General features: G+C 40.4%; 23 protein-coding genes. 12 read left to right on the forward strand and 11 right to left on the reverse strand.

The genetic code is table 11. From position 1 onward, the window contains the following. Nucleotides 1-483: 483 nt before the first annotated feature. The 4 genes from ychF to WSC_RS0103085 all read right to left on the reverse strand — a co-directional run bounded on the left by ychF (nucleotide 484) and on the right by WSC_RS0103085 (nucleotide 3,762). Nucleotides 484-1,575, reverse strand: coding sequence for a redox-regulated ATPase YchF (ychF, locus tag WSC_RS0103070; RefSeq protein WP_016954431.1), 1,092 nt, complete (start codon nucleotides 1,573-1,575; stop codon nucleotides 484-486). A gap of 10 nt (nucleotides 1,576-1,585) precedes the next feature. Continuing rightward, the gene (gene pth / locus WSC_RS0103075; protein WP_016954432.1) at nucleotides 1,586-2,173 is read right to left on the reverse strand and encodes an aminoacyl-tRNA hydrolase; all 588 of its coding nucleotides are present in this window, start codon (nucleotides 2,171-2,173) and stop codon (nucleotides 1,586-1,588) included. Between the two features lie 8 nt (nucleotides 2,174-2,181). Continuing rightward, nucleotides 2,182-2,793, reverse strand: coding sequence for a 50S ribosomal protein L25/general stress protein Ctc (locus tag WSC_RS0103080; protein WP_016954433.1), 612 nt, complete (start codon nucleotides 2,791-2,793; stop codon nucleotides 2,182-2,184). Nucleotides 2,794-2,958: 165 nt separating this feature from the next. Continuing rightward, nucleotides 2,959-3,762: a response regulator gene (locus WSC_RS0103085; RefSeq protein WP_016954434.1), complete on the reverse strand. Its 804-nt coding sequence runs from the start codon at nucleotides 3,760-3,762 to the stop codon at nucleotides 2,959-2,961. A 278-nt stretch (nucleotides 3,763-4,040) separates the two neighbouring features. Here WSC_RS0103085 and WSC_RS0103090 point away from each other — a divergent pair, with 278 nt between their 5' ends. Together WSC_RS0103090 and WSC_RS0103095 are read left to right on the forward strand one after the other, a co-directional pair. Beyond that, nucleotides 4,041-4,346, forward strand: a complete 306-nt coding sequence (locus WSC_RS0103090; protein ID WP_016954435.1) for an STAS domain-containing protein — start codon at nucleotides 4,041-4,043, stop codon at nucleotides 4,344-4,346. Between the two features lie 29 nt (nucleotides 4,347-4,375). Then, nucleotides 4,376-6,028 carry a fused response regulator/phosphatase gene (locus tag WSC_RS0103095; RefSeq protein WP_016954436.1) on the forward strand — a complete coding sequence of 551 codons (1,653 nt, stop codon included), beginning with the start codon at nucleotides 4,376-4,378 and terminating at the stop codon, nucleotides 6,026-6,028. Here the strand turns inward: WSC_RS0103095 and galU are convergent, their stop codons facing one another. Then, on the reverse strand, nucleotides 6,029-6,862 hold the full coding sequence (gene galU / locus WSC_RS0103100; protein WP_016954437.1) for a UTP--glucose-1-phosphate uridylyltransferase GalU: 834 nt from the start codon (nucleotides 6,860-6,862) through the stop codon (nucleotides 6,029-6,031). 337 nt (nucleotides 6,863-7,199) lie between these two features. Here galU and WSC_RS0103110 point away from each other — a divergent pair, with 337 nt between their 5' ends. From WSC_RS0103110 to panC, 7 genes are all read left to right on the forward strand, one after another. Further along, on the forward strand, nucleotides 7,200-7,718 hold the full coding sequence (locus tag WSC_RS0103110) for a cytochrome b (protein ID WP_016954439.1): 519 nt from the start codon (nucleotides 7,200-7,202) through the stop codon (nucleotides 7,716-7,718). 25 nt (nucleotides 7,719-7,743) lie between these two features. Further along, nucleotides 7,744-8,316, forward strand: a complete 573-nt coding sequence (locus WSC_RS0103115) for a YceI family protein (protein ID WP_016954440.1) — start codon at nucleotides 7,744-7,746, stop codon at nucleotides 8,314-8,316. A gap of 710 nt (nucleotides 8,317-9,026) precedes the next feature. Then, nucleotides 9,027-9,479 carry an RNA polymerase-binding protein DksA gene (gene dksA, locus WSC_RS0103120; RefSeq protein WP_016954441.1) on the forward strand — a complete coding sequence of 151 codons (453 nt, stop codon included), beginning with the start codon at nucleotides 9,027-9,029 and terminating at the stop codon, nucleotides 9,477-9,479. A gap of 51 nt (nucleotides 9,480-9,530) precedes the next feature. Then, nucleotides 9,531-10,406 carry a tRNA glutamyl-Q(34) synthetase GluQRS gene (gene gluQRS / locus WSC_RS0103125; RefSeq protein WP_016954442.1) on the forward strand — a complete coding sequence of 292 codons (876 nt, stop codon included), beginning with the start codon at nucleotides 9,531-9,533 and terminating at the stop codon, nucleotides 10,404-10,406. A 102-nt stretch (nucleotides 10,407-10,508) separates the two neighbouring features. Then, a complete protein-coding gene (gene pcnB, locus WSC_RS0103130; protein ID WP_237716278.1) occupies nucleotides 10,509-11,882 on the forward strand; it encodes a polynucleotide adenylyltransferase PcnB in 1,374 nt (457 codons plus the stop codon). Continuing rightward, complete coding sequence (gene folK / locus WSC_RS0103135) at nucleotides 11,875-12,357, forward strand: 2-amino-4-hydroxy-6-hydroxymethyldihydropteridine diphosphokinase (protein WP_016954444.1); 483 nt, start codon at nucleotides 11,875-11,877, stop codon at nucleotides 12,355-12,357. The genes pcnB and folK overlap by 8 nt, the downstream gene beginning before the upstream one ends. Before the next feature lie 38 nt (nucleotides 12,358-12,395). Continuing rightward, nucleotides 12,396-13,244 (forward strand): pantoate--beta-alanine ligase, encoded by an 849-nt coding sequence (gene panC, locus WSC_RS0103140; RefSeq protein WP_016954445.1) that lies wholly within the window; start codon nucleotides 12,396-12,398, stop codon nucleotides 13,242-13,244. An 812-nt stretch (nucleotides 13,245-14,056) separates the two neighbouring features. On the opposite strand, the gene WSC_RS0103145 is transcribed toward panC, so the two are convergent. Genes WSC_RS0103145 through WSC_RS0103155 form a run of 3 tightly spaced genes read right to left on the reverse strand, consistent with a single transcriptional unit; the run spans nucleotide 14,057 to nucleotide 18,172 of the window. Next, nucleotides 14,057-15,313: a glycosyltransferase gene (locus WSC_RS0103145; RefSeq protein WP_026016632.1), complete on the reverse strand. Its 1,257-nt coding sequence runs from the start codon at nucleotides 15,311-15,313 to the stop codon at nucleotides 14,057-14,059. Next, entirely contained in the window at nucleotides 15,309-16,283 is a 975-nt protein-coding gene (locus WSC_RS23870) for an LPP20 family lipoprotein (protein ID WP_157447172.1), read from the reverse strand. Before WSC_RS23870 ends, WSC_RS0103145 begins: the two co-directional genes overlap by 5 nt. Before the next feature lie 11 nt (nucleotides 16,284-16,294). Further along, nucleotides 16,295-18,172, reverse strand: coding sequence for a GNA1162 family protein (locus tag WSC_RS0103155; protein ID WP_016954448.1), 1,878 nt, complete (start codon nucleotides 18,170-18,172; stop codon nucleotides 16,295-16,297). Nucleotides 18,173-18,299: 127 nt separating this feature from the next. On the opposite strand from WSC_RS0103155, the gene tusA reads away from it, so the two are divergent. From tusA to WSC_RS0103170, 3 genes are all read left to right on the forward strand, one after another. Then, a complete protein-coding gene (gene tusA / locus WSC_RS0103160) occupies nucleotides 18,300-18,542 on the forward strand; it encodes a sulfurtransferase TusA (protein WP_016954449.1) in 243 nt (80 codons plus the stop codon). A gap of 85 nt (nucleotides 18,543-18,627) precedes the next feature. After that, complete coding sequence (locus WSC_RS0103165) at nucleotides 18,628-18,810, forward strand: MerR family transcriptional regulator (RefSeq protein WP_016954450.1); 183 nt, start codon at nucleotides 18,628-18,630, stop codon at nucleotides 18,808-18,810. Between the two features lie 54 nt (nucleotides 18,811-18,864). Next, nucleotides 18,865-20,511, forward strand: a complete 1,647-nt coding sequence (locus WSC_RS0103170; protein WP_016954451.1) for a putative bifunctional diguanylate cyclase/phosphodiesterase — start codon at nucleotides 18,865-18,867, stop codon at nucleotides 20,509-20,511. A 7-nt stretch (nucleotides 20,512-20,518) separates the two neighbouring features. Here WSC_RS0103170 and WSC_RS0103175 read toward each other — a convergent pair whose 3' ends face one another. The 3 genes from WSC_RS0103175 to WSC_RS21715 are packed head-to-tail and all read right to left on the reverse strand — an operon-like array spanning nucleotide 20,519 to nucleotide 24,278. Further along, nucleotides 20,519-20,890, reverse strand: a complete 372-nt coding sequence (locus tag WSC_RS0103175) for a DUF2750 domain-containing protein (RefSeq protein ID WP_016954452.1) — start codon at nucleotides 20,888-20,890, stop codon at nucleotides 20,519-20,521. A gap of 6 nt (nucleotides 20,891-20,896) precedes the next feature. Further along, complete coding sequence (locus WSC_RS21710; RefSeq protein WP_016954453.1) at nucleotides 20,897-22,198, reverse strand: capsule biosynthesis protein; 1,302 nt, start codon at nucleotides 22,196-22,198, stop codon at nucleotides 20,897-20,899. Between the two features lie 34 nt (nucleotides 22,199-22,232). Continuing rightward, nucleotides 22,233-24,278, reverse strand: coding sequence for a capsular polysaccharide biosynthesis protein (locus WSC_RS21715; RefSeq protein WP_016954454.1), 2,046 nt, complete (start codon nucleotides 24,276-24,278; stop codon nucleotides 22,233-22,235). Nucleotide 24,279 lies beyond the last annotated feature (1 nt).

Below are 24,279 nucleotides of genomic sequence, written 5' to 3' on the forward strand. Positions count from 1 at the left end.
TGCACACCCTCGGACATCAATAGCTGTGTAAATATTTCGATGTATAACCGCATAACAAGCCGATCTGGTCACGCACATTAAATTTAAAATTAACGGAGTGAGAAACTTTGCTGATAATTTAGGTTAAATAATCTTAACTCTGGATCAATACGATAAAAATGCAGGGAAAGCTGGCTGGAAATGTTTTTCAGAAAACTTCAAACAACATGGATGTTGTTTAGGAGCGTACCGATTTAACTTGTTGGAGCAGCGACAAGATTGCTAAAAGGTAAGTGGATATATTGACAACAAAACTTCACAAGGAAGGGAAGCCTTGTGGGAGCGGCTCACGGACGAGTTTAAAGCGTTTTTGTTGGCAATATTCCGCTTGCCTTACTTTAAACTCTGAGCGAGCAGCAATTCCAACACACCAATCTCAAATCCACAAAAAAGCCAGCATATTAACTATGCTGGCTTTCAAAAATCTTAAATATAATCGGGTGATTAAACGTTAAAGCGGAAGTGAATTACATCACCATCTTTAACAATATAATCTTTACCCTCTAAACGCCATTTACCAGCGTCTTTCGCACCAGACTCACCGTTATTAGCAATGTAATCATCATAACCAACAACTTCAGCTCGGATAAAACCCTTCTCAAAATCAGTATGAATTTTACCCGCAGCTTGTGGCGCAGTAGAATTAATTTTAATCGTCCAAGCACGCACTTCTTTCACACCAGCAGTAAAATAGGTATGTAAGTTTAATAAGTCGTAACCAGCGCGAATAACACGGTTTAAACCTGGCTCTTCTAAGCCTAAATCGGCCATAAACTCGTCTCTGTCTTCATCATCTAGCTCAGACAACTCAGCTTCGATTTCAGCACAAACAGGCACAACAACCGCATTTTCTTTAGCTGCGATTTCACGCACTAAATCTAATAATGGATTATCTTCAAAGCCGTCTTCACTCACATTGGCGATGTACATAGTTGGTTTAATGGTTAAGAAGTTAAAGTGCTTAATAACTGCCAACTCATCTTTAGTTAACTCAACTGAACGCAGCATCAAACCATCATCTAGTGCTGGCTTAATTTTTTCTAAAACTTCAATTTCTGCTTTAGCATCTTTATCACCACCTTTTGCGCGTTTAGCAGCGCGCAGCATGGCTTTTTCAGCAGTATCTAAGTCGGCTAAGGCTAACTCAGTGTTAATCACCTCAATATCGTCAGCAGGACTTACTTTACCAGCAACATGCACAACATTTTCGTTATCAAAACAACGAACTACATGGCCAATTGCATCCGTTTCACGAATATTTGCCAAAAATTGGTTACCTAAACCTTCACCTTTTGAAGCACCCGCAACCAAACCAGCTATGTCAACAAACTCCATAGTTGTAGGTAAAATTTTCTGTGGGTTTACAATTTTTGCCAACGCGTCTAAACGCATATCTGGAACAGGTACAACACCGGTATTTGGCTCTATTGTACAAAATGGAAAGTTGGCTGCTTCGATGCCAGCTTTAGTTAACGCATTAAACAAAGTCGATTTACCCACGTTTGGTAAACCAACAATTCCGCATTTGAAACCCATAAGTAAAATCCTATGCTTTAAAACTGTGAAGACGATTCATTGCTTTGTTGAATCCGTCTTTAAACCATAATTCTGTACAACGCGCAGCTTCATCCACCGCAGCATCAATTGCCGTTTGCTCGCTAGCAGGCGCTTTACCTAACACATAACCTGTCACTTTATCTTTATGACCAGGATGACCAATACCAAGACGTAAACGTAAAAATTCTTTATTATTGGCTAAACGGCTAATAGTATCGCGCAAACCATTGTGCCCACCATGACCACCACCACGCTTAAATTTAGCAACACCGGGCGGTAAATCTAATTCATCGTGAGCGACTAAAATTTGTTCAGTAGGTATTTTATAAAATTGCGCCATAGCGGCAATAGCCTGACCACTTTTATTCATAAAAGTTGTAGGTATTAACAGCTTAACGTCTTGGCCATTAATTGTGACTTGTGCGGTAAAACCGTAAAATTTATTTTCGAGCTTGAGAGTCGCATTGTAGCGACGGGCGATTTCTTGGACGAACCATTCGCCAGCGTTGTGACGGGTATTTTGATATTGTGAGCCTGGATTAGCCAGACCCACAATCAGCTGAACTGAATCAGACATGCTATTGCTTATTCTTCAGCAGCAGCTTCTTCTTCGTCTTCAGCAGCGCCTTTTTTCTTCTCAACAGTTACGATAGCAACGTCGTGATCAGCACCTTTCGCTAACTCAACAGAAGAAACACCAGCTGGTAATTGAACGTCAGTTAAGTGTAAAGTTTCGCCTACAGCAACTTTAGCTACATCAACTTCAATGAATTCTGGTAAATCTTTTGGTAAACAGCTAACTTCGATTTCAGCAGCATGGTGAGCAACTACACCACCTGCTTTAACTGCAGCCTCTTCATTGATGAAGTGTAAAGGAACGTTAGTATGTAACGCTTGGTCAGCTGCAACACGTTGGAAATCTAAGTGAGTAACTTTTGGCTTGTACGGGTGACGTTGCATATCTTTAACGATAGCTTCAACTTTTTCACCGTCGATGTTCAAGTTCAAAATTTGTGAGTAGAATTGCTCTTGCTCTTGAGCTTTTAATACTTTGCTGTGCTCTAAAGTTAAAGAAACAGCTTCTTTACCAGCACCGTATAATACAGCTGGCACTTTGTCTGCGTGACGTAGGCGGCGGCTCGCACCTTTCCCTATTTCTGCACGCACACTTGCGTTTAATTCGATAGTAGTAGACATAACATCTCTCCAAAATAAAAAATAGCGTGATTATTCTGCGACCAAATAACCACATAAGCCCTAATTAATGGCATAGCATAATTAGGGCGGCGTAGTTTAGCATTCAGAGATAAGTGAAGGAAGTATTATTTTTAAGCGACTTCAATTAACTTAGGGTTAAGTTAATCAGTGATCATGATTAAGAATATTAAATAAAATTTGTTTAACCATTGATGGTTCAAACGGTTTATCACATATGGCATTTACGCCAGATTGCGCAATGTTCGCCAAATGCGTATCGTTCGCTTCAGAAGACACCATAAGCACAGGCACATGCGAATGTTGGCCAGATGAGCGAATGAATTCAGTTAACTCACGGCCATCGACTTCCGGCATATTGTAGTCGGTCACGACCAAATCAAACATTTCATGTTCAAGAATATTTTGCGCTTCCGCACCATTTTCCGCTTCAGTAATACGTTGTACACCTAAATTTGCCAATACACGTTTGATATGATTACGCGCCAAACGGCTATCATCGACAACCAACACACGCACATCATGCACGTCAAACAAATCTAACTCTAGTTCGTCTGGTACCAATAAATCTAACGTAGAGTTAATCGCTGTACCTAAATGCTCTGGCGTAAAAGGTTTAGGTAAAATTGCCACAACACCAGCTTGTTTAAACTCTTCAAGTTGGCATTTACGCCATTCGCTTGATACCAACATAAACGGAATATCCGCTAAATTTTCAGTATTCTTAATAAACTGAAGTAGTTCTAATCCTGTGCCATCAGGAAAATGTAATGCTGAGATAACCAAATCAGGATGACTTTTTTCTAAAGCCGTTTTGGCAGAATCAACATCAGTTGCTTCTCGAATATGCACTATCTCTTCTTTTTCTAGATGTCGAGCAATCACCTTACGCTGTGTAACAGAAGGCTCTACTAACAATATGGATAAATCTGATGGGTCTAACTGGTGCATATACTTGATTCCTACTTCTACGGCTTGACGCTGACGACCTAAGATAAATTAACAATATCGATATCCAAGCTAGATTAGATAATACTCTTAGGTTAAATTCAAGCGCCTAGCTTACTTCAAATAATTGAAATTTTATCCGTTTTTGAATTTCACATCTGCTAGAGTGCTGCTAAACTCATTTACATATGAGCTTTTTAGCGTCAACTTACTGACCACAAAAACTTCATCCCCAAATAAAAATTGTTTTAATAAAATTATTCTACAATAGGTTTATCAACATGAGTTTAAGTAAAAGCCTTTCGTCTGATGGCAAAACTTTCACTATTCAAATTGCCGGAAAGTTTGATTTTAATTTAGTGCAAGAATTTCGCGCGGCGTACGCCAATGTTGGCGATACTAGCCCTCAAGTTGTGATTGATTTACGTGACACTGAATATATGGATTCATCCGCACTCGGTATGTTGTTAAATATGCAGAAAAACCTAGGTGCTAAAGTCAGCGGAATTAAAATAGCCAACTGCCGCCCACAAATCCGTAAGATATTACAAATATCTCGTTTCGATAAAAAATTTGAGATCGATTAAACTAAATTAGCATTTGCGGGAGTGCATACATGCATATACTAGTAGTAGATGATCAGGATTTAAATCGTGCTATGCTGCAGTATATGCTAGAGCAAGAGGGGCATGAGGTTTCTCTAGCTGTACACGGTAAAGACGCAATTGAACGTTTTGAGGATATTAACCCTGATATAGTTCTATTAGACGTTATCATGCCGGAAATGGACGGTTTTGAAACAGCTCCAATCTTAAAAAAACTCTCTGGCGACCTTCACCTCCCAATCATATTTATTACTTCGCTAGACGATCAAGACTCTATGTTGCGTTGTTTAGATGTAGGCGGTGATGATTTCCTCGCAAAACCTTTTGATAAACTTATCTTATCTGCAAAAATAAAAGCTCATGGCCGCAGCCGAGAATTATCCGCACGTATCCACGAACAGCGTAACCAACTAAAATTTCACCAATTACAAACTGACCGCGAGCACCAAATTGTCGAACATATCTTTGCAAATGCACTGAGCAAAAATAATGCAAGAACAGAAATTGTTGAGCACTATCTAGCACCTGCTTCGACGTTTAATGGTGATTTACTGCTGACTAGTCGTAGTCCTCTGGGCGGAAATTACGTATTTTTAGGCGATTTTACTGGGCATGGATTAGCCGCAGCGGTTGGTGCTCTACCTACTGCACAAACCTTTTTTGAACTAACCCAAAGAGGTATGTCGGTAGGTGATATCGCGCGAGCGATAAATTTGCGTTTACTCCAGTTGCTGCCAAACGACATGTTTTGCGCGGCCTGTATTGTCGAATTATCTTGCAGTGGCAAAGCTGCATCGGTATGGATTGGCGGCATGCCAGACATGTTAATCATTGACACAAAAAACGGTGTTAAAAACCGAGTACCATCGCAACATATGGCGCTAGGTGTACTCAATGACGATGAATTTGAGCATACACTAATTAACTGTGAGCTCACACCTGCAGATAGATTAGTGATATATACAGATGGTATCACTGAAACCATGAATTCTGCAGATGAAATGTTTGGTCAAGATAGATTTGAAACCTTATACAATAATAATCCAAAAGCCGATATTATTGACGTTATTCAAACACTAGACAATTACCGTGGTAAAGAGCATCAATTAGATGATATTTCAATTGTGCAGGTAAACTGTTTAACGTCACCTAGCCCACAAACAAAAACTCAAAAAAACATCCCTCCATTACCTTGGAAAGTTGCAGTAGAGCTCACACCAGAAGAAATTCGCCATACAGATCCTGTTGCGCAAATTTTAGATATGGTTTCAGCTTTTCAGGGCATGGAAAAGCACAGATCAACTTTGTTTTTGTTATTAGCAGAAATGTACAACAACTCGGTCGATCATGGTTTATTGAAGTTAGATTCTGATGTTAAAAACGAAGATGAAGGTTTTTTTGAATACTATCTGCAAAGGCAAGCAGCGTTAGAAAATTTAACCCAAGGATATTTACGTTTACAAGTTGAACATCAAGCTGAATACAACTCAATTCAACTTTCAATCACTGACAGCGGCAGTGGTTTTGACGCAGACAAAATCAAAGAAAGGTTAAAAGACTCAGACCATCATGGCCGCGGACTCAAACTTATTTGTGAACTAGCCAAAAAGCTCGACTATAAAGATCAAGGCCGCACCATAATAGTTGACTATCAATTGGATTGATTAGTCGCTGTATACATTTTCAAATACATAGTTAGTAGCATCAACAAAACCTTTTACGCTACCACAGTCAAAACGCATACCTTTAAACTTATAACCAATTACCTTGCCTTGTTTAGCTTGTGCTAACAATGCATCTGTCAATTGGATTTCACCATTTTTGCCTGGCGGTGTATTGCGAATAATATCAAAAATATCAGGCGTTAAAATATAACGACCGATAATCGCTAAGTTTGATGGTGCATCTTCTACCGCTGGCTTCTCAACCATGTCGGTAACGCGATATTGATCATCGGAAATTTGCTCACCAGCAATTACACCATATTTAGAAATAGTTTCTTTTGGCACTTCCATTAAAGCAACCACAGAACAACCAGTTTCTTGATGGATTTTCGCCATTTGCGCCATAACACCTTCACCACCCACTTCTTCTGGTAAACAAAGGTCATCCGCTAAAATAACGCCGAAAGCTTCATTACCCATAAGGGTTTCGCCACACAAAATTGCATGACCTAAACCTTTCATTTCAGGTTGGCGAGTGAAAGAAAAAATACCGTTATTCATAACATAACGAATAGATTCTAAGTACTTTTCTTTGCTAGTGCCGGATATTTCACGCTCTAATTCATAAGAAATATCAAAATGATCAGCAATCGCTCGTTTAGTTCTGCCTGTTACAAAACCAACATATTTCATACCCGCCTCAAGCGCCTCCTCAACACCATATTGGATAAGAGGTTTATTAACTATAGGCAACATCTCTTTTGCTTGAGCTTTAGTTGCTGGTAAAAAGCGTGTACCGTAACCCGCAGCTGGGAATAAACATTTTTGAACCATACTTGGTTTCCTTTTGTTGTTCATCATTATGTATCTATTGCGCATATATACGCAGTTCATATGATAATGCTATGACATCACTACAATCTCAAGACGTTTGCTTAGAAATTTTAGCAAAAACAGCGCAGGCTCATGACCAATGTACCAAAATAGTGCAAATCTTAACCAAAACGCCTAACAATGCTAGCTGAGCAAATACCGTTCCGAAATTACCAATGAAGGCATTATTGAACTATTAACGTAAAAAGCACGTAAATTAACTTGCGTATTGAACTCTATATATGCTTAATAAGAATAATTTCTATTTGAAGCATTTATACAGATAGGGACAGATAACATGACCAATAAATATTCATTGATTTCAAGACTATGCCACTGGCTGAGTGCGGTATTGGTATTAGCACTATTTTTTGTCGGCATCTGGATGGTCGAATTGAGTTATTACGATGATTGGTATCAAGTTGCACCAACACAGCATAAAAATTTCGGCATCATATTGGCTGCACTAACCATAATCAGGATTGTTGCACGCTTTACCTCAGACAAACCAGCTCCAATAGGGGAAAAATGGGAACAACTAACGGCGAGTATCACACATAAGTTAATGTATTTATTACTGTTAACTATATTGATCAGCGGCTATTTAATTTCAACTGCAAGTGGCAAACCTATTTTATGGTTCGATTGGTTGCCTATTCCAGCAACTATAGCCTATGCAGACACTCAAGCTGACTTAGCCGGCGATATTCACCAATATGCCGCCTATGTGTTAATCGCACTTGTGGTATTACACGTCGCCGGTGCGATAAAACATCAGTTAATCGATAAAAAACCTCTATTTAAACGCATGATTTAATACTTAAGACAAGGAAAAATGATACATGAAAAAACTACTTTTCACCCTAGCGACACTCGTATTTGCCGCCAATACCTATGCAGCAAACTATGTTATTGATGATGACAACAAAGGTGCGCATGCCTTTATTAACTTTAAGATAAAACATTTAGGTTATAGCTGGTTAACTGGCCGTTTTAACCGTTTTTCGGGCTCCTTTGAATATGACGCAAACAAATTAGCCGATAGCTCAGTGCAAGTGACTATCGACACCAGCAGTATTGACAGTAACCATGCTCGCCGCGACAAGCACTTGCGCAGCGACGACTTTTTAGATGTAGATAAATTTCCAAAAGCGACTTTTGTTAGTACAAGCATTAAAGTGGTGAACGACAATGAGTTTAAAATCATTGGTGATTTAACCTTACATGGTGTGACTAAACAAATCACAATTGACGCTGAAAAAGTTGGTGAAGGTAAAGATCCATGGGGCGGTTACCGTGCTGGTTTTGCAGGCACAACTGAAATTGCCTTAAAAGATTTTGCGATTGAAAAAGATCTAGGTCCTGCATCTACCCATGTAATTTTAGAATTACATGTTGAAGGTATGCGCAAATAAGCTCATTGTTAGCCTTGGATAGCGGCACCCCCTGCTGCTATCCAAATTAACCACTGTTAATTTTTTTATATAGTTCAATAAATTAAACACCTCTGCTTATAAATATTCATTCTAATAATTAGACTCTTCAGACCAAAACAATCACACCTGTAAGATATATCTGACAGAAAAAGTAAGTTAAACCTGTTTGGTTTTCCTGCTAGATACCACAGCCAATACACAACCCATTGATTTAAAATAAAAATAACCAATAAGTCATATTATTTTATCTTTAAAGCATGGTTATTTTCCTAAATTTGTTAGATCCACTGCAGTAAAAAAGCACTAATATTTAACTCGTACGGAGACATCAGGAAACAACAAGGTTGTTGTTTGGTTTAAGTGACTAAACCAAAAAGGACAGGACACAACAGGACGTTTTTTATGGACATGAGTCCATATCCATGGATAAGTGCAGGATGCCTTTGGAGTAATGCAGCTAACCGTTAAAAACGCCTCAACTTTTTCGAGGCGTTTTCTTTTTTCTCTTCTTCATAAAGAATTCTTCTTTTAACCATTGATAATGAGTGACACTGCCCATATAAACTTGGCACAAATCTGATCTCGGGCTATAAATAAGGTTTAATGCTAATTTATCATTGCCTACTCAGACTCTTTTTGTTATAGATAGCCGCCTAGCGATCAGCTGGCTTAGAATTAGGAGAAGTGATATGCCCACTGGAACAAAACCAAAAGCAACCGGCATAATAGCTCAAGCAGGTTTACAACCTTATCAGCTAAGCGCTGGTGAAGATTACATGAATGAAGCTCAGCTTGAGCATTTCAAAAAGATACTGGCAACTTGGAGAAGCCAACTGCGTGCTGAAGTGGATAAAACCATGCACCATATGCAAGACGAAGCAGCTAACTTTCCAGATCCAGTAGATCGCGCTTCACAAGAAGAGGAATTCAGCTTAGAGCTGCGTACTCGTGACCGTGAGCGTAAGTTGATTAAAAAAATCGAAAAAACTTTACAGTTAATCGAAAATGAAGATTTCGGTTATTGTGAAGAGTGTGGTGTGGAAATTGGTATTCGCCGCTTAGAAGCCCGCCCAACTGCCGATTTATGTATCGACTGTAAAACTCTAGCTGAAATTAAAGAAAAGCAAAACGCTGGTTTATAACCGTGCATTATGCATGCTTGAACATTCAAGCATGCTAGCTTTTAAAGCTGTATGACATATATAGGCCGTTTTGCGCCCTCTCCGTCTGGACCTCTCCATTTTGGTTCATTGATTACTGCACTCGCAAGTTACTGTGACGCCAAAGCACACAATGGCTTATGGCTAGTCAGAATGGAAGATATAGATCCCCCTCGTGAAATGCCCGGCGCCAAGCAGCTCATTTTACAACAACTCGAAGCCTTTGGTTTACATTGGGATCGACAGGTTATTTATCAAAGCGAACGGTTAGATTTATATCAGCAACAAATAGACACCTGGCTCAGAGAGCATCTAGCTTATGCTTGTAGTTGCACCCGCAAGCGCATGAAATCAATTAATCACCAGTACGATGGTTATTGCAGAGATAAACACAATTCCGCAGACAACTGCGCTATCCGCTTTATCAACAACACCACGATAAACCAATTTAACGACCAAATTTATGGGTTATGTGAATTACCAAGATTACATGCCCAGCAAGACTTTATCATCAAACGCAAAGATGGTTTAGTTGCATATCAGATAGCAGTTTGTATGGACGATGTTGCTCAGGGTATCAGCCATGTGGTTAGAGGCTACGATTTACTTGACACAACCATTTGGCAAAAAGCCTTAATCGCTCAACTTGGCGGCAACACACCAGAATACGCACATATTCCGCTCGCATACGCCGACGATGGCAGAAAGCTGAGTAAACAAAATGGCGCTACTGCTATAGAAGTCAATCAAGCGTCGAGCCTGTTACATGCAGCATTAGAGCATTTAGGCCAACAACCACCTAAAGCCTTATCTACAGAAAACGTCGAAACCATCATTTCATGGGCAGTAAAACACTGGCAGCGCGAAAAAGTACAAAATATTGCAGTAAAACAACTGAATAATGCTTAAAAAATTCTCATTTGCGCTCGCTTGTTATATTATTGCGCCAATTTTTTCAACTAAAAGGTAAAACCCATTATTACTCGTGTCTTGAATTTGTGTAAAAAAGTATTGAGCGGACAAAATAGCTCGGTCAAACCAACCGCCGAATTACAGATTATTCCGCGTGCAGAGCACAACATATCACGTAAAGATATCAGTAAAAATGCGCTGAAGGTGTTATATCGCCTGAAAGATGCAGGGTATGATGCTTATTTAGTCGGTGGTGGTGTACGCGACTTGTTATTGGGTTTAAAACCCAAAGACTTTGATATAGTCACCAATGCAACGCCTGAGCAAATCAAAAAATGTTTTAGTAACTGCCGCTTAATCGGTCGCCGCTTTCGCTTAGCTCATATTGTATTTGGCCGCGAAATTATTGAAGTTGCCACCTTCCGTGGTCACCATGAAGCTGACGCTGATAGTCCACATAAATCAGATGATGGTCAGCTGTTACGTGATAATGTCTATGGCGATATAGACGAAGACGCAGAACGTCGAGACTTCTCAGCAAACTCGCTCTATTACGATATTAAAGACTTTTCTATTCGCGACTACTGGGGTGGTGTTGCTGCCATTGCTAATCGTGAAATAGCCTTAATTGGTGATCCTGAAACACGTTACCGTGAAGATCCTGTACGCATGTTACGCGCTGTGCGCTTTGCACAAAAGCTCGACATGCACATAACACCTCGTACCGCTAAGCCGATTTATAAACTTGCGCCTTTATTACAAAACATTCCAAAAGCGCGTTTATTTGAAGAATGTTTAAAACTATTTTTAGCTGGTAAAGGTTTAGATACCTATAAAAGTTTAATTGAGTTTGGTTTATTCCAGCAAATATTCCCAAATTTAACCGAATCAGTTAAAGATGAAGATGCTGCATACCAGTTAATGTGTATAGCACTGCGCAATACTGACACCCGCATTAACAACGAATTGCGGGTAACTCCAGCATTTTTATTTGCTGCCTTTTTATGGCATGAAATGGAACAAGCTTGTGAGCACTACCAAGCGCAAGGTATGCCTGCACAAGATGCATTGCACACAGCGGCAAGTGCCGTGTTAGATGGTGGCCAGTACAATATCACTATTCCAAAAAGGTTTTCTACGACCATTCGTGATATCTGGGCACTACAACCTAGGTTAGAAAAACGCGCCGGTAAACGCTGTTTAAAATTGTTAGAACATCCAAAGTTTAGAGCGGCCTATGACTTTTTATTGTTACGTGCCGAAATCGCTCAAGGTGAACAAGCATCAGAGCTAAACAGCATTGCCACTTGGTGGACAGAACTGCAAAAATCAGACGCGGGCAAACAGGCTAACTTAGTCAACGAGTTATCCAATAACTCAGAAAGACGCCCACGCCGTCGTCGCAATAACAATCGACGTCCATATAACAAAAAACGCCGTAGTAACACATCACAATCTGACAGCAATGAATAAAGTTTATATTGGTCTTGGCAGCAACTTAGCCAACCCGCAGCAACAAATTACTAATGCGTTAAATGCCTTGGCAGAATTAGTTGGCGTATCAGATTTACAAGTTTCTTCGTTATACGCCAGTAAACCTATGGGTCCACAAGACCAACCTGACTACGTCAATGCAGTAGCCTGTTTTAACTGGCAAGGTGAAGCATTAGATTTGTTAGATAAATTACAAGCAATTGAACAGCAACACGGCCGTGTACGCAAAGCCGAGCGCTGGGGTCCTAGAACGCTGGATTTAGATATAGTCCTGTACGGTAACCAAGTTATTAACTCAGAGCGTTTAACCGTACCGCATTACGGTATGCAAGAACGCGCATTTGTATTGTATCCACTTGCACAACTATCACCGGAATTAATATTACCCTGCGGAACTAAACTTGCTGACTTATTAACAAAAGTACCCGCTGGCGATCTAACCATAATTAACTAACTTCTATTTACGAATATCACAGTCTGCTCGAGAAACTTATGCAAACTATTAGCGATTTAACTCAACTTAGACAACAAATAAAAACTTGGAAACAGCAAGGTGACAAAATTGCATTTGTCCCAACTATGGGTAATTTGCACCAAGGGCATATCTCGTTAGTTGAAGAAGCAAAAAAACATGCAGACCGAGTCGTCGCCAGTATTTTTGTCAACCCTATGCAATTTGGCGCAGGCGAAGATTTAGATAAATACCCGCGCACCCTACAAGCCGATAGCGAGCAATTAATTGCCGTAGGTACAGATTTATTATTTACCCCAAGCTCACAAACTATGTATCCCAAAGGTTTGGAAGTACAAACTTACATTGAAGTACCAGGGGTGTCTGACAATTATTGCGGCTCATCTCGCCCTGGGCATTTCCGTGGTGTAGCAACCATAGTGAATAAACTCTTTAACTTAGTTCAACCTGACGTTGCTTGTTTTGGTGAGAAAGATTTCCAACAACTGCAAGTTATCCGCACTATGGTTGCTGATTTAGCCATGCCGATTGAAATTATTGGGGTACCGACTGCACGTGAGCATAATGGTTTGGCTAAAAGTAGTCGTAATGGTTATTTGTCGGCAGAGCAAAAAGAACAAGCTGGTGTGATTTATCAAAGCTTGTTGCAAGCTGCTGAAAAGCTTAAGCAGCAAGCGTCACTGGATGATGTTAAAGCCTTTATTGCTGAGCAAATTAGTCAGCAAGGTTTAACCATAGATTATGTTGAAATTGCTGAGCGCAATAGCATGCAGGATGCAGTTGCAGGCGATAAGCACTTGGTTATTTTAGTTGCGGCGTTTCTTGGGCAAACTCGTTTGATTGATAATTGGCAGGTTGATTTAAATTAGCCGCGTCACTATGGTGAAAATCGGCTGGAACACCCGGGCAGAGAGTCGTCGAGCTAGTTAGAATGCTTTTCGCAAAAACGCTTCAAGCCCATCCCTGGGCCGCTCTCAAACGGTATCCCTACCGATTGGAAGTTTTGCGAAAAGCATTCTAACCAACTCTCCTTGCATCTGTGGTGACATTCAAATTCACGTGAAATAAAACTGAAATACCTCGTTGCTGTTCAGCTGGAATTCCTTACCCACTCTCCAATCAGAGTGTTTATTCGCAATTCCCATCCTCACTAAACTTCTTCTTTGTTGCCAGAAATATAGCAGCGACAGCATTGCTAGATTGAAGTCTGTTTGAATGCTAATTTTCTAAAACTTCAAAAGATAGGGCGAATCAAAACCGAAGCACCGCTTCGCAGTTTGATGAGGTGGAGCCAAGAAAGGCGACAGGGCCTGACCTTCATGGATGAATAGTCTACTCAAGATTTGCATGAGATCAGAAAAGCGTTTTTAGAAAATTATGCTTCAAACAGGCTTGATTGCACATACTCCAAGCTCCCACCCGCCTTAACTTCTGTGCAAACAGGCTGGAAACCCCGAATAACTCACCAAATTCTTTCATCGCTGCTTTAAAAATAGAAGCGACAACTGTGTTAAAAAGGAGGATGAGCATGTTGTGAACAAAACTTCACAAGAGAGGGATATCTTGTGAGAGCGCCCCATGGATGGGCTCGCAGCGATTTTGTGAACAATATCTCATTCACCTTTTGTATTCTTTGGCACCATTTCCTAGCGATTCAAATCGACAGATTCACCTTTGGTGGCTAAGCATTTTTAGCCGCTATCCACTGCGCCATATATTGGGTACTTTTCATTGTATGATGCTGCAACATAGCACCAATAATATTCTGCGCCCTATGCGCAACTAAATCTTGCTGAATGGCTTCAATACGCGCACAAAACTCTGGTAAAAAACTACTTTCCCGGAAACGCTGCAACATGCCCCAAGCTTTATCTTGTGCAGCCTGCCACAACACTTGATTGTTATATAACTCAACAGCCTTGCTGGCGATAAGCTCAGCATCGTCGGCAACAGCGCCAGGCCAATAGCTATTGCGAATATCATCAACAGACACAGCTGAATCAAAATAACCTTCAATGCCCACACTAGTCGTTACACTCGGTGTACCTAACTGCATAGCCTCAAACAACTTACCTTTAAGCCCTGCACCAAAACGCAAAGGCGCTAAACAAATACGCGCATTGGCAACTACAGCATTAGCATCGTCCGCCCAACCTTTAACCAAAAACCTTTGTTTCGGGTTGTGCAAATCAGTCACTTTTTTGGCCGGATAAGCACCATAAATATGTAGCTCAGCATCTTTAATTTGTTTGCTAATCAGCGGCCACACCTGCTGTTTTAAAAACAACACGGCATCCCAGTTAGGTTCGTGTTTAAAGTTACCAATAAAAACAAAATGCGCTCTATTTTCAAATGGTTTAGCTTGAGTCTGTAACTGAGCGAGCTGCTCGTCTTCAACCACAAATGGCAAATGAGCCAAAATATGAGCAGGCACTTTAAACTGATTAACCAACAAGTCCATTTCGTAATGCGAGATTACTAACGACAAATCACAGCGCCAAATTGAGGCTAACTCACGTAACACTAAATCTTGTAAATAATCACTTGGCTGCAATGGCCGCTGCTGTTTATACGCCTGCATACGAATATGGCGTAAACTCCACAAATCTTCCAAATCAAGAATCCGCAGCGCATTCGGGCAATGTTTAGCCACCCGCCAACCAAATTGTTCTTCAATCATAAAACGATCAAACAACACAACATCAGGTTGCAACTCGACAATAAAATCATCAAAACTCGCACAGTTCAGTTTAATTTCAGCTTTAGTTATGCCGAGTTGTTCAAATGGATATCTATGAATGCTTTCGCTGGCAGCGCAGGCAAAGGTGATTTGGTAATTTTGCGCAAGAAAGGTTTTAAGCAATTTCAGCATATATTGGCCAGCGGCCGATGAGTTCGGCTCTGGCCACACATAGCCAATTACCAGCAGTTTTTTAATCGAGGACAATAATTACCCCTGCATCATTAAAAAACTGACTCGCCATTAACTGTTCTAATTTTGCGGCAGTTTGTTCACTGACCACAATATCCGTCCGGCTGTCTTTCGACTGCGACGCTTTAATAATCCACGGGCGCTCACCCACTTTCGGGTGACGCTGCGCAAAACTTAAGTCGCGAGTAAATAAAGAAACTAATCGACCGTTAGCTAAAATGGCTTCTCTAGCTTGTTTTTTCGGGTAAAGCTTTTTACCCGCTTTTGAATAGATTTTTGGTGATAACGAAGGTACAAAATGACCGCCACGCACATCAATAATCAAACCTGTCGGCAAGGTATTAGACTCAGCATTAGGAGCATTGTTTTGATTAACCCCTTGCTCTAATTGCACTAAGCGTGTTTCTAACTGCTCAAGTCGACGTAAAATTTGCTCATTAGACGTTGCAGCATGCGCTTTGGATGGCATCAACCAAGCTAAACTTTGGCCAACACCGTCTAATAGATAATAAAACGCAGTTTTTTGACTATCTTGATCGAAGGCTGGTTTGTAAATACTCTGAGAAAAATTACCAGCCATAGGTGCTGCAACTTTAACTCGACAAGTCCCGTCAGATAAAGGTGTTTTTTCCGTGATCATAGCGTTGCGTACCACCCCTTCAACCGAGGTGCTTACCTGATCACTCGCCAACATATACTTTTCAACTACAGTTGTTGCTTGTACACGTACACCTTTAGTTGCTTCTAATAAATTACGCTGAGCATCCGCAATTGCCGCACGACACGCCAACAAAGGAATAACATGCACAGGTTTATTTGGTGGCGCAGCGCCCATGCCTTCAGCAACTATTTGGCCTTTAGACCAATTTACCGCGCCAGCTGCACCCACAAACTCAGTGTACTCTGCAGTTTGCTCAGCCGCGACAGTGCAACTAACAAGCGCGGCCAATAATGAGATAGTTTTTAAAGCTTTCATTTGCATATCCATTAATAATTAACCTCGCCTAGAACTGTCATTTGGCTTGCATCAGGCGACCAAAAGTTGCCTTTCGCTTCTACAGGATAAATTGACGAGCTTTGTATATGGAAAGGTTGATTGTCGGCAAACGAGGTTTGTTTAAAAGTGACTTGTGCATGTCCTGAAACAATAACCCCCGCGGTGTTACTGCCCTGAATTTTGCTTTGTTCCACCCAAACATTGGCGGTGCCAGAAATATCCAACGCACTAAACTGATTGCCAGTAAATTCGCACTGGCTTATATGTGGTTTACCCGCTTGAATTGTCAGCGCAACATCAGCTCCTGATACACGTAAGTGTTTCAGCTCAACCGTTTGGGTAGATTGCAAATTAGCAAATTGGCTAAAGCCTGCCGACTGTGCAGCTTTTACCACAACAGGGCGCGACACATCACCATACACCATAAACTGGCCATTAATTTGGATATGAGCATTTTTGCTAACAATAATTTCAACGCCCGGCTCAACTAACAAAGCGGCCGACTCAGCTACCAACATAGGCTGACGTAAATAGTAAGGGCTATTGGCTAACGTCATACTCATTGGCTGCTCAATTTTAGCCGGCAAACTGCTCGGTAATGGCGCTACAGTATTAAAACGCAAATCAGGTAAAGGTTTAGCGCTAATTGTCGCAGGCACACTTTGGTTGCCTGCCGTGTCTAACGCAACAACTTCTAATTCATAATTGATGAAATTAGATAAGCCGGCCAACTCAATTTGTTTTGCTGTGGTTTTACGCACTAACTGTCTTTGGTTATTGTTGGGGTCTAATAAATACACTTGATACTCAGCCACGTCTAAATCTGTGCTCGCCCAAGTGAGTTTTAACAATTGGTTATGGCTAGAAGCATTCAACTGTTGCGGCGCTTGTGGCGGCTGGTTATCTATAGTTAATAAACCAAAAGGACTTAACCAACGGCTAATATTGCTGTTTTGATCCATCAGTACGCCTTCAACTACCACGCCAGTTGCATTGGCTTTTTTCGAAACCGGAATTTTCCCTATGTATTCACCTGGTTCAACTTCTTGCAAATCAAAACTACCAACACCTTCTATTACGGCTTGTGCACGCATACCAGCTTGGCCTTGAATGCCCACCTCTAAAATATCGCCGTATTTCAAAATTTTATTCATGCCATTATGCACAACAGCGGTAATACTTGGCCCGGCTTTGGTGGTGAGTCGTTTTGGGTGCGGCATGACACTCGCAAGTTCACGGCCTACATCATCTGCGGCACGCAACAAATTTTCTTCTTTTAAATGCATCGCAGCAAGCGCCGCATTTAACAACAAACCCACAGGTGTGACAGATGCACCACCGGCGCGACTGGTTGCTGAATCGGATTCTTGCCACAGGATTTCACCATTACGGTTAATCAGCGTAAGTTCTACACCTACTTTAATTTGAGTAATAACACCCGCAAACAAACGTTCAAAATCAGTAATTGAACCATATAACACAGCATCCACTTCTAGAATATCCGCTAGGCTTGCCGCATCCATCTGATATGCCGTTGCTAGCTCAACATTCGCTAAACGCAGTTTGTCGTCCACCGCTTGCCAATGCAACATATGGTAATTTTTTGAAGAAATATGGTTGAAGATAACACGGCGAACAATCTCAAAAGCACCCGCTGATTCCGTGCGGTTTTCAAAGGGTAAAATAGCCAAAGTGCGGGGCAATTTACTTTCTGACAGCTCAACCTTTTCTTTGTCTTCTTCAAGTAAATTTTCAATTTGATTAAGGGGTGCGTTAACCAAAACTGCGTCTTCATTACTAACAGCACAACCAAACAGCAAAAACAGAGGCATTAGCACAGGCAGGCATATATGCCGAACATATTGCATTGTTAAATTCCTTTGTGAATGTTCAACTTATTTTATTGTAAACCATAATAGCCAAGAAAAGTTGTGACGCTGTACAGATTTAATCATAATATGCTGCTTAACTGACGAATTAAACAAATCAGACCGCATGAATCCATTTGAAAAACATGATCATAAACTCAATGCACTTGGCTTGCGCTGCCCAGAGCCAGTGATGATGGTACGCCAAGCCATTCGTAAAATGGCCAGTAACGAAACCTTGTTAGTAGAAGCGGATGATCCTTCAACCACACGTGACATCCCTAGTTTTTGTCGTTTTATGGATCACCGACTAGTAGCGCAACAAATTGAACAACGTCCCTATTTATTTCTGATCCAAAAAGGGTTATAAAATAGTTAACAAGGCTAGCGCTTATGGCATATATAGTCTTTAATTAGGTATTAATATCGCAATTAAACTAACAAGAAGGTATTTTATGAGCTTAATGACTGTTGCTGAAGTAGCTGAATTTCTGGGTGTGCAAGATGTTAGAGTATTGCGTTTGGAAAGAGAACATTTGTTAATTGCCGCCGATAAAAACGAAGAAGGCGCACCTTTGTTTGAAAAAGACAGTGTTGAAAAGTACAAAGAGCTGGCACAAAGGCTAGGTGGTATTTAACCACCAAAACACAATTTATCATGAGGTACCGAGTGCTCGCACTCGTGATTTGATATGGACATGACATCAATTTTAACCACCACCCTCTCACTGTTTGCCCTATTATTTGTGGCACAAACATTTTTAGCGATTCGTTTTCGCACTTTTATCAATGGCATATATTCACTGCTTAATTTAACCAGTTTAATAGCAATTGGCTTAATTTGTTTTACTGACTTTCTAGCCGAATATTCACAAAATACACTCGTGCTAACCGCCTTTGGTGTTTGGGCTGGTTTTCAAACTTTTTTGCTCAGCAAAACCTTTATTCAACTGGTTGGCGCATCAAATGGCAGTGAAATAGGTGTTAGCCATAAGCCAACTCAGCAGGCGGTCATGCACCACTTAGCCTTACATGATGCAACCACGGGTTTACCCAACAAGCATGCACTGCATAAGTGGAGTAAAAACTCGCCAAAAAGCCAACAAGTTTTGTGCGTGATAAAACTCAGTGAATTTGCTCATGTAAATCAAACACTCGGATATCAAACTGCAGATTTAGTCCTTATTCAAATAGCTAAACGAATAAATAAAGCGCTACAACAAATAGATGCAATTGAGTTTATTGAATCAGACAAAAAATTAGTCGCACTCGGTGGCATCCGTTTCGCTTTTGTACTTGATACACAAGGAAATACACACCTTTATCACAGTGTTTATCAAACTATACGTACAGCTTTGCCTGACCCTATCCCATATGAGTCTATGATGTTAAGTCTCAGTTTCGCAATGGGGGTTAGTGGTAAAATTGCCAATGCAAAACAAATTGACGACTGCATCCAACAAGCACAAACCGCAGTCGATTATAACGGCAAAAATAATGATGGCTTTGCGATATATTCAAATGATATGGATATCTTTAATCAGAACCAGCAAAAGCTACTGGCTGATTTAAGCCAAGCGGTCAAATTGCAACAGTTAGCGCTTTTTTCTCAACCTATAGTAGATCTTTCGACAAAACAGTGTGTCGCAGCTGAAAGTTTAATACGTTGGCGTCACCCTGATATGGGGTTGATAGAGCCTGAAAGGTTTATTCAGCTAGCAGAACACACAGGGGTAATTTACTCAATAACCCAGTGGGTGGTAAAAACTTCTCTTGAAGCCTGCAGTCAATGGCATCAGCAAGACCTTAAAATAAATGTCAGTATAAATCTTGCTAGTAAAGATCTACTCCAACATGAATTTGTCGACTTTATTAGTGAACAATTGCAAAAGCATAATTTAGCCGCCCATTTTGTTATTTTAGAAATAAGAGAACAAGCATTAATGCAAGAACCTGCGATAGCGCATAGCATAATAGAGCGCTTGGCTGGAATTGGCATTAAAGTGGTTATTGACGACTTTGGAACAGGCTTCAGTTCGTTAGCTCACCTAAGAGCTTTACCTTTACACGGTATAAAAATAGACCGCCAATTTATTAAACTTATGAGCAAAGGCACTAAACATAAAACCTTAGTGAATACTATGGTCGATTTAAGTCGTAATTTGCAGCGTAAAGTGTTTGCGGAAGGCTTAGAAGATCCAGAACAGGAGAGTGTATTAAAATCAATGGGCTGTAACTTTGCTCAAGGCTTTATTTATAGCCGCCCTCTGGAGATAGACGGCTTAGTAATTTGGGCAAAACAGTGGCAAGCGCAATTCGATAACTTGCCAGACGAGTAGCCAAACACTATTTTTTTAGTGGTTGGCTTTTAATCACGTTTTGGATTTCACGTACTAAAATTTCAACTTCAGTTACACAGGCATTTTCGGTTGCGTCGAGCCAGTCTAAACCAACTAATAAATCGTCTTGGACTAAACCTTCAAACCATTTATCTTTAAACACTTCGTAATCAATTTTGTATGGTTTGAAGTTTTGATAACCCGTATTAGCTTGAATAAAAGCAAGTGCCTTTTCTTCACTTGACCAAAAAGGCATAACGCCTTGGCCATCTTCGCCTTGAGGGGTTGGTATGCCTTGTTCATCCATAATGGTAAACAACTGTAAATCAGCTGCAACTTGCTGGTAAAAAGGATATTCGATTTGGCTTGTATTTGTCATGTTGGGTTAACCATTCACAGATTCAAATTCATCCTCGTCATCAAAAAAATGTGGCTGAGGCGCATTATTAGCGCGAGCTAAATATGCATAGTCAGCAACCTTGACCTGACGATTCATTAAAAACTCAATTACGTTGGCACAAGTTACATCTATGTCTCGATAAAAACTACCGTTAATTTGTGTATGGTCTTTTAACGCTTGCTTAAATTTAGTGAAAAACCTTGGGTTAGGCGGACAAGGAGATGCCCAGAAAAAGTTAAGCGGATACTGACTGGTTAAACCTTCAACATTGTAATTTGCTCTACCCATAACTTTAGTTGGTTTAGAATGATGCAATGACGACAAACCAACCGTACTGTTAATAGTGACAGTACCGCAGCAGTTTTTCAGCATAGTAGGTAAATGCAATTCATGCCCATAAATAACACGTTGCTGAATACCTAATTTAGCCGCAATGCGACGAATTAATTTGCCGTAATGACGAAAGCCACGATCCATAGGGTGATGTTTAAACACCAATTTTTTATCTTGTGGCGCATGTTTAGCAAAAGAAACCATAACTCGACGGATAAACTCGTTCACATCCTTATAGTCTGAATGCGAATAAATTTGGCTGTCGCAGTGCACTTGTAAAGGCACAAAAAAGTATTGATTAGCCCAATGGTCGACAATCCATTTATCTAAATTGCTTTGGAAGATTTTATATTTCCATTTGCGATAAATGGAATAAGCCCAGTATTTTAGCTCTTCGACGGCAGTATAACCGCGGTGATGACCATCGTTTAGCAACCAATATTTACTGGTAGCTTTAGCTGTGTAATAACTTACGCCATAATACAAACGGTGGAAAAAAGTTTGACCAAACGTACGCTCTGGCACTCGAGCCAATTCGTGAATTCGCCCAAGTGTGCCTTGAGCATGCGCGCTAGCAGATAAATCTAGCGTTGAGTTCGCATTCACACCGCCTTTTTCCAGCGTGATATGATTAGGCCTTACATAACCTTCTTCAAATGCCCAAAAGTCGATGTCAAATTTATTGCAAACATCTTTGGCTATTGAATGATAATGGCGGCAATCACCATACACGACAATTGCATGGATATTATTGCGCCTAACGAACATAGATAAGTATCGCTGCCAGCTAGATAAACGACCTCGATAATTAAAAACATGATCTGCCTGAGAGAATATTGCATCACCACCATTAAAATTAATTTTAAAAGTAGTGTTGCCTAATTTAGACAAATGTTTCGCTAGAGTGCCAAAAAATGGCCCTAGCGGTCCTTGTAAAAACAAGATATTGCTCATACTGTGCAATGATTCCCTTAACTAGGTACAACCATTAACCAAAACGGTTAACTAATAATGCTTCAAAAACAAAACGTATTTTACGCCATTTTCGAAATAAAAATGTAGTAATTTGTGACCGAGCAGCAAATTTTTCGCTCTGTCCAGCAAATTGCTGCACAATAAGCTCAGGCTTAGTATAAAAACCGGATTGCCAATCAATATAATCTGGGTAGTCAATTAAACTCGCATGCACCAACTCAGCTAACTTTAACTTACGATTGCGCCTATCAACTTGCAGCGTATCATGCGTTAACCCCCAACCAGCATAAAAAGGTAAACCATAACAATAAACTTGTTTGCCACGTAATAAAGCTTCAAACCCTGATAACGAAGATAAAGTATGCAACTCATCAGCTTGTTCAATAAGCTGAATAATTGACGCTTGCTCAATTTGAATATCCGCCAATTCAGCAACATCGCCAGCGGGTATTTGTCCAAGGCGGTTACCGCTTAAAACATCAGGGTGAGGTTTATAAATAATATAGTCATCTGGCCTTTGCTGACGCACTTGCTGCAATAAACCCAGGTTAGTTGAAATATCAGGGCAACCCGTTTGAATAGACGCGTCGTCTTCTACTTGACCCACAACCAATACAATTTTTTGCCCTACTTTAGCTGTGATCGCCCAGTCTGACGAGTCTTCAACATTATATTTAGAGACTTTGCTTTTATTTAGCAATTCAACTAAATGTTGCGCGCGTACAAGCTCTGCAGGTGTAAATTGTTTGTTTTGCAGAATATCTTCGAGTCGACTCGGATGCTGCGGATTAAAATAGATGCCTAGATTATCCACAACCAAAGAAGATGGGCGGCGTAAATCAGCGCCTAAACCAACCGAACGGACAAAACCATCTTCAATGCGTAAGATATTATTTTTAAGCATAGCGGGTGTATGCTCAGGAACCTCTTTTGCGCCCCATAACAACAAAGCGTCATGCGCTTGAGGGTTAATTTTGTTTAATTGCGTCGAGCTAACAAAAGTTACTTTTTTAGCATATTTACGCAAGAAATAGGGTAAAAAGGCTTTTTTCCACAAGCTAAAATTACAACAATACAAAGTATTAAATTGCATTGCTGTTTTTTGTAGCTGGATAAAATCAACAACATCTTCAGGATCACAGCGCTGGTGCGTAAGCGGATTAACATAACGCACGTAACAAAAGTAGGCTGCATAAACTAAATCGTCAATACTAATACTTTGGCTTTCTGCTCTTAATTGTTGGCGACGCTGTGGAATGTTTCCACGATCATCTGTTAACCCCCAGCCCGCATAAAAAGGTGCACCAAAGGTGATAACTTGTTTATTGTTAAGCAGTGCTTCAAAACCCATTTGCGAACAAACTGTATACACCTTGCTTACCTGCTGAATAAGTGCAATTGGGTTACACGCCTGATAAATAAATTGCACTCTATTGCAAGTTGCCCATTCAGGCTTAACAAAACCTGTTTTTTTTCCCAACAAAACATCCGGATGAGCTTTGACATAAATGGTCGCTGATGGATTTTCATCTATCGCTGCTTGCAACATTTGTTTAAATGAATCTGCACTGGCATAACTATATTCAACCGATAAATCACCAAAGGTTTGGTCAACCACTAATACCGCATTTTCATTTAACGAAGGTACTTGTTCAATTCGCCCACATAGATTGTATTTAGTTATTTGATTATCGATTAAACTTTGGCGAAATGCCTGCACGCGCGAAAGTAAATTTTGATGCTCGCGATTACTAACAAACTCATCATTCGACAAATTTAACCTAGCACTAAAGCGCTCCGGAATGCCAGCTGCGATATACGCTTCCATATCAGACGGGTTAGTTGCATCGTAATAAATACCAGTGGTATCTACCGAAAGTGACAATAAATTAGACTTAGCAGTTGGGTGGTTTAGATAGCCGATAAAGCCGTCTTCTACCCGCCAGAAAGGTAAATTGTGTTTGTCAGCATAAGCTTTGGCACGAACGGCTGAGGGTTTAAGGCCCCAGCCGGCTACACTATTCTCTAGTCCCCAATCAATAGACATATTTTTCGACATT

The sequence above is a fragment of the Catenovulum agarivorans YM01 genome (genome assembly GCF_000281085.1).
Classification (GTDB): domain Bacteria; phylum Pseudomonadota; class Gammaproteobacteria; order Enterobacterales; family Alteromonadaceae; genus Catenovulum; species Catenovulum agarivorans.